Genomic DNA, 8,009 nt, shown 5'->3' with positions numbered 1-8,009 from the left:
GCCTGCTTCATCTGGTCGCTCGACTCGGTGGTCAGGATCAGGATCGGCGTGGTCTTGAACTTGGGGTGGTCGCGCAGCTTCTTCGTCAGGCCCAGCCCGTCCAGTCGCGGCATGTTCTGGTCGGTCAGCACCAGATCGATGTGGTGGGTCTGCGCCTTCTCGAAGGCGTCCTGGCCGTCCACCGCTTCCACCACGTGAAAGCCGGCGCCAGTGAGGGTGAATGACACCATTTTTCGCATGGAGGCCGAGTCGTCAACGGCAAGAATCGATTGCATGGGGTACTCCGAGGTTCAAACCAATATCGGCAAAAAGGGCGGTCGGCTTTAGAACAGGTCGATGGAGCCGGCGTCCATCTCGCTTTGTGTCACCGGGCTGGGCCGGTCGGCCATGGGGTCGAGGGTCATGGGCAGCTCGCCTTCTTCGGCCTCCATGGCCTCGTCGGCGAGCTTCCAGGCGCAGCCCTGCAGCACCTTGCCGGTGTGCACGATGAGCTGGGTCGCCATGTCGTGGAACTGCAGCTCGGTCACGGCCTGGTGCAGGCTGTGGCGGATGCTCAGCAAATCGTCGCTGTCCTTGCTGGTCGCCAGGTTGCCCAGGGCGTGGTTGGCGGTGCTGAAGCGCTCCAGCAGGTTGCCGGTGGCGTGGTCCAGCAGACCCTCCAGGCGTTTGAGGTCGGTCATCGCCATGAGAAGCGAATCCTGGACATCGGCGACCAGGTTCACGGGCAGGCTGACAGACGGTGTGGTCTGCAACATCATCGGATGGTCCATGGGTTTTGGGGCATAGGGGATGGGCTGGAGACCGGTCTTGGGCTGGCAGGGAAGTACAATTTTCCCGGTCTGTGACCATCTGTATCGGCAGATAACGGCCCAAATTCAACGCCATTTCAGCGCCTGTGCCTTGTGGCCCCGAAGCCCGGTTCACCCCACCCATTGCGAGCGGCATGCCAGATCACACCGAAATCCGTCCGCTGCGCATCCTCCACCTGGAAGATTCCCGGGTCGATCACGCCCTGGTGAAGTTCGCCCTGCAGCGCAGCCAGCTGCCGCACGAGATCCTGCTGGTGGACACCATCGACGATTTCCTGCGCGAGCTTGACTCGGGGGTCCACGACTTCGTGCTCGCCGACTACCACCTGCCCGGGTTCACGGGCCTGGACGCCTGGGAGCTGGTGCTGGAGCGGGGCATCGACATCCCCTTCGTGATCCTCTCGGGCGCCATCGGCGAAACCGCGGCGGTGGACGCCATGCACCGGGGCGTGAGCGACTACCTGCTCAAAGACAGCATGAACCGCCTGGCCCACGTGATCCAGCGGGCCATGGAGGTGAGCCAGACCCGCAAGGCCAAGGCCGCGGCCGACGCCGAGCTGGCCGAATCGCGCCAGCGCCTGGCCGAGCTGGCCGAACACCTGCAGACCAGCATCGACCAGGAGCGCGCCGACATCTCGCGCGAAATCCACGACGACATCGGCGGCGCCCTGGCCGCCGTCAAGCTCGACCTGTCCTGGGTCTCGCGCCGCACGCTGGACGCCGACGTGCGCCAGCACATGGACGCCGCACTGGAGATGCTGCAACATGCACTCGATGCGAGCCAGCGGATCATGATGAACCTGCGTCCGCCCATCCTCGACCAGGGGCTGGTGGCGGCCGTGCAGTGGCTGGCCGCCAGTTTCGAGAAGCGGGCCGGGGTGCGCGTGTCGGTGCGCCGCTCGGCCGAGCAGATCGACGTGCCGCGCGCGGTGCAGCTGGTGGCCTACCGCACGGCGCAGGAGGCCCTGACCAACGTGGCCAAACACGCGCACGCGTCGGCGGTGGACATCGACCTCAGCGACCGCGAGGGCGTGCTGACGCTGGAAGTGACCGACAACGGCCAGGGGCTGAGCAGCGAGGCGCTGAAGAAGGCCAAGTCCTTCGGCCTGCTGGGGCTCAAGGAGCGTGCGGCCAAGGTGGACGGCTGGCTGGACATCAGCTCGTCCCGCCGCGGCACCTCGGTCATCCTGTCGGTGCCGCTGGCCATGCCCTCCGGCGCAGAGGGAGACGAAGGCGATTTCAACCACAGGGACAAGAACAATGATCAAAGTGATTTTGTGTGACGACCACGCGGTGGTGAGGCGCGGCATCCGCGACACCATCTCCGAGGCGGTCGACATCCAGGTCGTCGGCGAAGCCGGCAGCTACCCCGAGCTGAGAGAGCAGATGCGCAAGGTGGAGTGCGACGTGCTCGTGCTTGACCTCAACATGCCCGGGCGCGGCGGGCTCGAGGTGCTCGCGGCCCTGCGAGACGAAGGCTCGCTGGTCAAGACCCTGGTCGTGTCCATGTACCCCGAAGACCAGTACGCCATCCGCTGCCTGCGCGCCGGCGCGCGCGGCTACGTCAACAAGGCCGGCGAACCGGCCGAACTCGTCGCCGCCATCCGCACCGTGCAGCAGGGCCGCAAATACGTGACGCCCGAAGTGGCCCAGATGCTGGTGGACAACCTCAACGCCCCCGAGAGCCAGGAACTGCACGCCAGCCTCTCCGAGCGCGAGCTGCAGACTCTGCAGAAAATCGCCTCGGGCAAGAAACTGTCAGAGATCGCCGAAGAGCTGATGCTCAGCCCCAAGACCGTGAGCGTGTACCGCGCGCGGGTGCTGGAGAAACTGCACCTGGCGAACAACGCGGAGCTGACGGTTTACGCGATTCGGAACAGTTTGGTCTGAACCTCGCCCGAGGCGGCGAGGTCACCGCCACCGACGCAGGCGCTGCGTGGCAAGATGGTCCCTCTTGAAAGGATCTCCCATGGGCATCGCAAAAATTCTCGGCATCGTCCTCATCGCCGCTGGCGCGCTGGGCCTGGTGTTCGGCGACTTCAGCTTCAACAAGGCCAGCCACGAGCTCAAGCTCGGGCCGCTGGAACTTTCGGTCACTGAAAAGCAGACCGTGCCCGTGCCCACCTGGGCCAGCCTGGCGGCGATTGCTGCGGGCGTGGGGTTGCTGGTGTTCGGGGGCGGCAAGAAGGGGTGACGCCTTCCTTTGTGTCATCGGATGGGGTGGCCGTGTACAGGGCACCCAGCGAGATGGCACATGACAGCCCAAGGTGCCGAACATGCCCAACCCCCATCGCCTCCTGCTCACCCTGTCACTGCTGAGCCTGTCGGCAGCAGCGCTCGCCGAACCCCTGCCACCCGCCGCCAAAGCCGAAGTGACGGCGGTGTTGAATCGTCTGGAGGCGTCGGGTTGCGAGTTCAACCGCAACGACCGCTGGTACAGCGCGGCGCAGGCGCGCGTCCACCTGCAGCGCAAGCTGGACTATGTGGAGAGCAAGGCGTCGGCGAAGACCGCAGAGGGCTTCATCTACCTGGCTGCGAGCAAGAGCAGCGTCACCGGTGTGGCCTACCAGTTTCGGTGCCGCGGTCAGGCGCCGGTGCCCAGCACGGCCTGGTTGCTTCAGCAGCTTGACGAGCTGCGCCGCGCGAAGCCGGGCGCTTGAGCGAGGACCACACCATGCCCCAGCTGGATCGACGTCTCTTCCTCTCGCTGAGCCTGCCCTGCGCGTTGCCTTGGCTCGCGGCCTGCAGCAAGGACGACCCGCAGGCCGCGCTCGAAGCGGCCGCACAGCAGCTGCAGGACCACCTCGAAGCCAAGGACACGGGCGCGGTGTTCGACATGCTGGACCCGCGGTTCCGCGCGAAAGACGAGTTCGACCGCGACTGGGCACGCAAGACGATGGCGCTCATGTTCCTGCGCTACGCCAATGTGAAGGTGATCGCGGTCACGCGCAGCAGCCGCATCGACTCGCCGGGTTCGCCCATCGGCGTGACCGAGGCGCAGATCGTGGTGACGGGCGCGCAGGGGCTGATCCCCGAGCGGGCCTCGCCTTACACGGTGCAGCTGCGCTGGCAGCGCGATGGTGACGAGTGGAAGCTGCGCGACCTGCAGTGGGATTGACGTGACCTGAACGCACGCGATGAACCGGTCCAACCGGGGGCACCGCCGGGCCGGCTATGCCGGACGGCCAGTGCCGCCCCCTAGAGGGGGTAGCGCGAAGCGCTGCGGGGGTGTTTCGTGATCAACCGCCGGTGAAGATCTCGGTCGCCAGTTTCATGAGCCCGACGATGGGGCCTTCGAGCAGGGGCAGCGTGACCGCGATGCCGAGCAGGCCGGTGGTGAGCGTGAGCGGGAAACCGATGGCGAAGGCGTTCATCTGCGGCGCGACGCGCGAGACGAAGCCGAGCACGATGTTGACGAAGAGCAGCATGCCGATCATGGGCAGCGCGATCCACAGCCCGTAGCGGAACACGACCGCGCCGAGCTCGTGCAGGCGCATGCGGTTGATCGACTCGAAGGCGCTGGCACCGATGGGGAAGGTCTCGAAGCTCGACACCACGGCCTGCAGCACCATGAGGTGGCCGTTGAGGATGACGAAGAGCAGCATGGTGGTGTTGCCGAAATAGCGCCCCACCGCGCTGGTCTGCTGGTTGGTCGAGGGGTCGAAGAACCCGGCGTAGTTCAGGCCCATCTGCAGGCCGATCACCTCGCCGGCCAGCTCGACCGAGGCGAACACGATGCGCACCGCCAGCCCGATGGCGATGCCGACCACCACCTGCTGCAGCACGACCCCGAAGGCCTGCGAATCACCCAGACCGATCACCGGCTGCTCCGGCAAGCCCGCCTGCGCACAGATCGCCACCAGCATCGCCAGCGCCACCCGGCTGCGCATCGGCACCGTGCGCGCAGAGAAGATCGGCGCGCTCGAAAACACCGCCAGGATCCGCAGAAAAGGCCAGAACACCGGCGAGATGATCGCCATGATGTCGGCTTCGGTGAACGAGATCATGAGCGAGCGAGAGGAAGCCAGCCCAGGGCACCGCCGGGCCGGCTTCGCCGGACGGCCAGTGCCGCCCCCTTGGGCGCGGCAAGGGTGGGACAACCACTCCGGAGCGAAATGCCTCCCGCCCAGGATGCGGTGGAACCGGCTTTGCCGGGCCACTCGCATCGCCCCCTTGAGGGGGTCGCGCGCAGCGCGGCGGGGGTGGACTTCATATGGCGTGGTTCGGGATCGACATGATCGTGCTGCGGATGAAGTCCACCAGCGTGTTCATCATCCACGGGCCCGCGATGGCGAACACCGCGATGGCCGCGATCAGCTTGGGCACGAACGACAGCGTGGCTTCGTGGATCTGCGTGATGGCCTGGAACAGGCTCACCAGCAGGCCCACGACCAGCACCGAGCCGAGCACCGGGGCCGAGAGCATGAGCACGGTGTAGAGCGCGTTCTGCGCCATCGTGAGTGCGGCTTGGGAGTCCATGTCAGAGGTCCTTGTCTAGGTCGCAAACGATGCGGCTAGCGAACCCAGCAGCAGGTTCCACCCGTCGGCCAGCACGAACAGCATCAGCTTGAACGGCAGCGCCACCAGCACCGGCGACAGCATCATCATGCCCAGCGACATCAGCACGCTGGCGACCACCATGTCGATCACCAGGAAGGGGATGAAGATCATGAAGCCGATCTGGAACGCGGTCTTGAGCTCGCTGGTGACGAAGGCCGGCACGATCACGCGGAAGGGCGCGGTCTCGGCGGTCACGTCCTGCGGCAGTTTGGCCAGGCGGGCGAAGAGCTCGAAGTCGCTCTGGCGTGTCTGCTTGAGCATGAAGGCGCGCATGGGGCTCTGGCCGCGCTCCAGCGCCTGCTCGAAGCTGATCTGGTTGGCGGTGTAGGGCGCGTAGGCCTCGGTGTAGACCTTGTCCAGCGTGGGGCCCATCACGAACAGCGTGAGGAACAGCGAGAGGCCGATGATCACCTGGTTGGGCGGGGCCGACTGGGTGCCCAGCGCCTGGCGCAGCAGCGAGAGCACGATCACGATGCGGGTGAACCCCGTCATCAGCAGCAGCACCGCGGGCAGGAACGAAAGCGCGGTGAAAAACAGCAGGGTCTGGATCGGCACCGAGTAGCTGTTGCCGCCCGCGCCCTGGCCGACCATGAGGGGCAGCGACGGGCCCACCCCGGTCTGCTGCGCCCAGGCGCCCGTGGCGCCCAGGGCCAGCGCGGCCATCAGCAGGTGTTTCACATCAAGGCGCATCGGGGGCTTTCCGGAATTGGGCCAGCTTGGCGGCGAAGCCACCGAGGGGCAGGGCGGGCGTTGCGGGTTCATCGGCGGGTGCCGGCATCGGCAGCTGGTGCAAGGCGGTGATGCCGCCGGCCGACACGCCCAGCACCAGGCAGACGCTGCCTTCACCCTGGCCCACCTGCACCGTGACCACACGTTGCTGCGGCCCCAGCGCGAGCGTGCTGAGCACCTGCAGCGACGGGCCGGTCTGCCGCGCAACGCCCGGCAGGTGGCGGCGGTAGCGTTGCAGCGCCCAGGCGATGCCCACCATCACGATGAGCAGCACGAGGGCCGGGGCGGCGTTTTGCAACATAAAAAAGTACGGAAAAAAAAGAGATCAAGAAAACCGAAAGAAAACCGAAACAAGATCGAGGCCGGCGAAAGTGCCTCCAACCCAGAGACACCGAGGAACCGGCTCCGCCGGGCCCCTGGTGTCGCCCCCTGGAGGGGGGTGGCGCCGAAGGCGACGCGGGGGGGCTCCGAATGCCTTAACTCTTGGACACGCGCCGCATGCGCTCGGAGGGGGTCACGATGTCGGTCAGCCGGATGCCGAACTTCTCGTTCACCACCACCACCTCGCCCTGAGCGATCAGGTAGCCGTTGATGAGCACGTCCATGGGCTCGCCGGCCAGCGCATCCAGCTCGACGATGGAGCCTTGTGCGAGCTGCAGGATGTACTTGATCGGCACCTTGGTGCGGCCCAGTTCCACCGTCAGCTGCACCGGGATGTCCAGCACCATCTGGATGTCCTGCATGGGGTTGCCGCCGGCCGAGATCGGCGTTGAGCGGTTGCCGTCGAAGGCCGGCGCGCTGTCGGCGGCGCTGCTGCCGGCACTGGCAGCGGACTGCTCTTCGAGGGCCTGCGCCCAGTCGTCGGTGACGGAATCGTTCATGTTGTCGGGGGTCTCAGTTGACATAGGGGTCTCCCAGCCAGGTCTTCTCGGTGTCGCGCAGTGTCCGGTCGATGCGCAGCGCGTACTTGCCCTTGTGCGTGCCGTACTGGCACTCGAACATCGGCACGCCGTCCACATGGGCCTTGATGGCGGGCTGGCGGTCCAGTTCGATGAAGTCGCCGACCTGCATGGCCAGCAGCTGTTCCACCGTGGCGTCGGTCTGGGCCAGCTCGGCCACCATCGTGACCTCGGCCGCCTGGATCTCCTGGCTCAGCAGCTTGACCCAGCGGCGGTCGACCTCGATCGCATCGCCCTGCACGCTGGAATAGAGCACGTCGCGGATCGGTTCCAGCGTGGCGTAGGGAATGCAGATGTGCAGCGAACCGGTGATGTCGCCAATCTCCAGCGTGAAGCTGGTCGACACCACGATCTCGCTGGGGGTGGCGATGGTGGCGAACTGGGGCTGCATTTCCGATCGCTGGTAGGACAGCTCGATCGGGTACACGCCGCGCCAGGCCTTCTTGTATTCCTCGGCCACCACGTCGACCAGGCGGTCGATGACGCGCTGCTCGGTGGGCGAAAAGTCGCGCCCCTCGATGCGGGTCTGGAACTTGCCGTTGCCGCCGTAGAGGCTGTCGATCACGCCGAACAGCAGGGTGGGGTCGCACACCACGAGGCCGTTGCCGCGCAGCGGGCGCACCGCCATGATGTTGAAGTTGGTGGGCACCACCAGTTCGCGCAGGAAGGCGCTGTACTTCTGCACCTGCACCCCGCCGACCGACACCTCCGGGCTGCGCCGGATGAAGTTGAACAGCCCCAGCCGCAGGTTGCGGGAGAAGCGCTCGTTGATGATCTCCATCGTGGGCATGCGCCCACGCACGATGCGTTCCTGGCTGGACAGGTTGTAGGTGCGCACGCCGTCGGTGGGCGCGACGTCCTTCTCCAGCTTCTGGCTCTCGCCCGTGACACCCTCCAGAAGGGCATCGACTTCATCCTGGGACAGCAACGAATCAGCCATGGCGTCGGGCCT

Annotated in this window: 13 protein-coding genes; 5 read left to right on the top strand and 8 right to left on the bottom strand. The window is 66.2% G+C overall.

All coding sequences use genetic code 11. The annotated features are described in order from the left end of the window. Positions 1-275: response regulator (locus tag IV088_RS13480; RefSeq protein WP_291102763.1), on the bottom strand; the 275-nt coding region annotated here is incomplete at its 3' end. Positions 276-323: 48 nt separating this feature from the next. Next, entirely contained in the window at positions 324-758 is a 435-nt protein-coding gene (locus IV088_RS13475; protein ID WP_291102760.1) for a hypothetical protein, read from the bottom strand. Positions 759-943: 185 nt separating this feature from the next. Here IV088_RS13475 and IV088_RS13470 point away from each other — a divergent pair, with 185 nt between their 5' ends. The 5 genes from IV088_RS13470 (at position 944) to IV088_RS13450 (ending at position 3,927) form a co-directional block, all read left to right on the top strand. Continuing rightward, a complete protein-coding gene (locus tag IV088_RS13470) occupies positions 944-2,092 on the top strand; it encodes a histidine kinase (RefSeq protein ID WP_291102757.1) in 1,149 nt (382 codons plus the stop codon). Further along, positions 2,070-2,699: a response regulator transcription factor gene (locus IV088_RS13465; RefSeq protein ID WP_236963987.1), complete on the top strand. Its 630-nt coding sequence runs from the start codon at positions 2,070-2,072 to the stop codon at positions 2,697-2,699. Before IV088_RS13470 ends, IV088_RS13465 begins: the two co-directional genes overlap by 23 nt. Before the next feature lie 79 nt (positions 2,700-2,778). Continuing rightward, the gene (locus IV088_RS13460; RefSeq protein ID WP_291102754.1) at positions 2,779-3,003 is read left to right on the top strand and encodes a hypothetical protein; all 225 of its coding nucleotides are present in this window, start codon (positions 2,779-2,781) and stop codon (positions 3,001-3,003) included. An 82-nt stretch (positions 3,004-3,085) separates the two neighbouring features. Next, positions 3,086-3,469, top strand: coding sequence for a DUF5329 domain-containing protein (locus IV088_RS13455; protein ID WP_291102752.1), 384 nt, complete (start codon positions 3,086-3,088; stop codon positions 3,467-3,469). A 14-nt stretch (positions 3,470-3,483) separates the two neighbouring features. Next, positions 3,484-3,927: a hypothetical protein gene (locus IV088_RS13450; protein ID WP_291102750.1), complete on the top strand. Its 444-nt coding sequence runs from the start codon at positions 3,484-3,486 to the stop codon at positions 3,925-3,927. A gap of 121 nt (positions 3,928-4,048) precedes the next feature. Here the strand turns inward: IV088_RS13450 and fliR are convergent, their stop codons facing one another. From fliR to fliM, 6 genes are all read right to left on the bottom strand, one after another. Further along, entirely contained in the window at positions 4,049-4,816 is a 768-nt protein-coding gene (fliR, locus tag IV088_RS13445; protein WP_291102748.1) for a flagellar biosynthetic protein FliR, read from the bottom strand. A gap of 202 nt (positions 4,817-5,018) precedes the next feature. Continuing rightward, positions 5,019-5,288: a flagellar biosynthesis protein FliQ gene (fliQ, locus tag IV088_RS13440; RefSeq protein WP_291102746.1), complete on the bottom strand. Its 270-nt coding sequence runs from the start codon at positions 5,286-5,288 to the stop codon at positions 5,019-5,021. Between the two features lie 15 nt (positions 5,289-5,303). Then, complete coding sequence (gene fliP, locus IV088_RS13435) at positions 5,304-6,032, bottom strand: flagellar type III secretion system pore protein FliP (protein WP_291102774.1); 729 nt, start codon at positions 6,030-6,032, stop codon at positions 5,304-5,306. Between the two features lie 16 nt (positions 6,033-6,048). Further along, on the bottom strand, positions 6,049-6,399 hold the full coding sequence (locus tag IV088_RS13430) for a flagellar biosynthetic protein FliO (protein WP_291102743.1): 351 nt from the start codon (positions 6,397-6,399) through the stop codon (positions 6,049-6,051). 175 nt (positions 6,400-6,574) lie between these two features. After that, positions 6,575-7,003: a flagellar motor switch protein FliN gene (fliN, locus tag IV088_RS13425; RefSeq protein ID WP_291102740.1), complete on the bottom strand. Its 429-nt coding sequence runs from the start codon at positions 7,001-7,003 to the stop codon at positions 6,575-6,577. After that, on the bottom strand, positions 6,993-7,997 hold the full coding sequence (fliM, locus tag IV088_RS13420; protein WP_291102738.1) for a flagellar motor switch protein FliM: 1,005 nt from the start codon (positions 7,995-7,997) through the stop codon (positions 6,993-6,995). Before fliM ends, fliN begins: the two co-directional genes overlap by 11 nt. Positions 7,998-8,009 lie beyond the last annotated feature (12 nt).

The sequence above is a fragment of the Hydrogenophaga sp. genome, assembly GCF_018780075.1.
Lineage (GTDB): Bacteria > Pseudomonadota > Gammaproteobacteria > Burkholderiales > Burkholderiaceae_C > Hydrogenophaga.
The sequence above is the reverse complement of the archived record's forward strand: the minus strand, read 5'-3'. Positions and strand labels throughout refer to the sequence as shown.

Excerpts from the sequence above, each read along its gene's own strand:
- IV088_RS13475 (WP_291102760.1), bottom strand. The coding sequence starts at position 758 with ATGATGTTGCAGACCACACCGTCTGTCAGCCTGCCCGTGAACCTGGTC.
- IV088_RS13470 (WP_291102757.1), top strand. The coding sequence starts at position 944 with ATGCCAGATCACACCGAAATCCGTCCGCTGCGCATCCTCCACCTGGAA.
- IV088_RS13465 (WP_236963987.1), top strand. The coding sequence starts at position 2,070 with ATGATCAAAGTGATTTTGTGTGACGACCACGCGGTGGTGAGGCGCGGC.
- IV088_RS13460 (WP_291102754.1), top strand. The coding sequence starts at position 2,779 with ATGGGCATCGCAAAAATTCTCGGCATCGTCCTCATCGCCGCTGGCGCG.
- IV088_RS13455 (WP_291102752.1), top strand. The coding sequence starts at position 3,086 with ATGCCCAACCCCCATCGCCTCCTGCTCACCCTGTCACTGCTGAGCCTG.
- IV088_RS13450 (WP_291102750.1), top strand. The coding sequence starts at position 3,484 with ATGCCCCAGCTGGATCGACGTCTCTTCCTCTCGCTGAGCCTGCCCTGC.
- fliR (WP_291102748.1), bottom strand. The coding sequence starts at position 4,816 with ATGATCTCGTTCACCGAAGCCGACATCATGGCGATCATCTCGCCGGTG.
- fliQ (WP_291102746.1), bottom strand. The coding sequence starts at position 5,288 with ATGGACTCCCAAGCCGCACTCACGATGGCGCAGAACGCGCTCTACACC.
- fliP (WP_291102774.1), bottom strand. The coding sequence starts at position 6,032 with ATGGCCGCGCTGGCCCTGGGCGCCACGGGCGCCTGGGCGCAGCAGACC.
- IV088_RS13430 (WP_291102743.1), bottom strand. The coding sequence starts at position 6,399 with ATGTTGCAAAACGCCGCCCCGGCCCTCGTGCTGCTCATCGTGATGGTG.
- fliN (WP_291102740.1), bottom strand. The coding sequence starts at position 7,003 with ATGTCAACTGAGACCCCCGACAACATGAACGATTCCGTCACCGACGAC.
- fliM (WP_291102738.1), bottom strand. The coding sequence starts at position 7,997 with ATGGCTGATTCGTTGCTGTCCCAGGATGAAGTCGATGCCCTTCTGGAG.